The organism is Flavobacterium sp. P3_A6 (genome assembly GCF_056403035.1).
In genome coordinates this window covers 1-528 of sequence record NZ_JBFUGG010000086.1, presented here as the reverse complement: position 1 = coordinate 528, position 528 = coordinate 1, and the positions used below count along the sequence as shown (strand labels likewise).

General features: G+C 71.2%; 1 protein-coding gene. It reads right to left on the bottom strand.

Annotated features, from left to right (window positions below; all coding sequences use genetic code 11):
• On the bottom strand, positions 1–528 hold a 528-nt coding region (locus AC1DVP_RS21435; protein WP_477185494.1), incomplete at both ends, for a hypothetical protein.

The window sequence follows — 528 nt, the reverse complement described above, 5'->3', positions numbered from 1 at the left end:
GACCAGATCTCTCCGGCGCTCTCGGGCACCAGCAGGCCACCAGGCACCTGCCGGCCGGTCTCCACATCGATCGGGCGCAGGTTACTCACGCCCTGCACGTAGGCCGTGGCGATGCCCCGGAACATCCACTCCACACCGAGAACCCGGTCGGGCAACGCCTGCACCTGAGTGTCCGTGCGCGCGTCCCACACCGCGTAGGACGTGAGGTCCGCCGTGCTCTGCGCGTCCGCGGGCCGACGCGCCGTCAGGAACAGCTTCCCGTCCGGGTCGTACCCGGCCACAGCGACAGAGCCCCGGGGCAGGAGGCGGGTCACGGGTCCCGACCCGTCGACCATCCAGCGCGTGATCACCGGCGCTCCGGCGCCGAACACCACGAGCTCGCCCTGCGACACCGACAGCTCCCCGACGTCTCCCCGCTGGATGTCGAGCTCGACGCCGTTCTCGACTCCGGTGGTGAGGCTGCGTTCCCGCACGACTCCGAACCGGTCGCCGCAGAGCACGAGACCGGCCTCGAGAGCCACCGTGGAC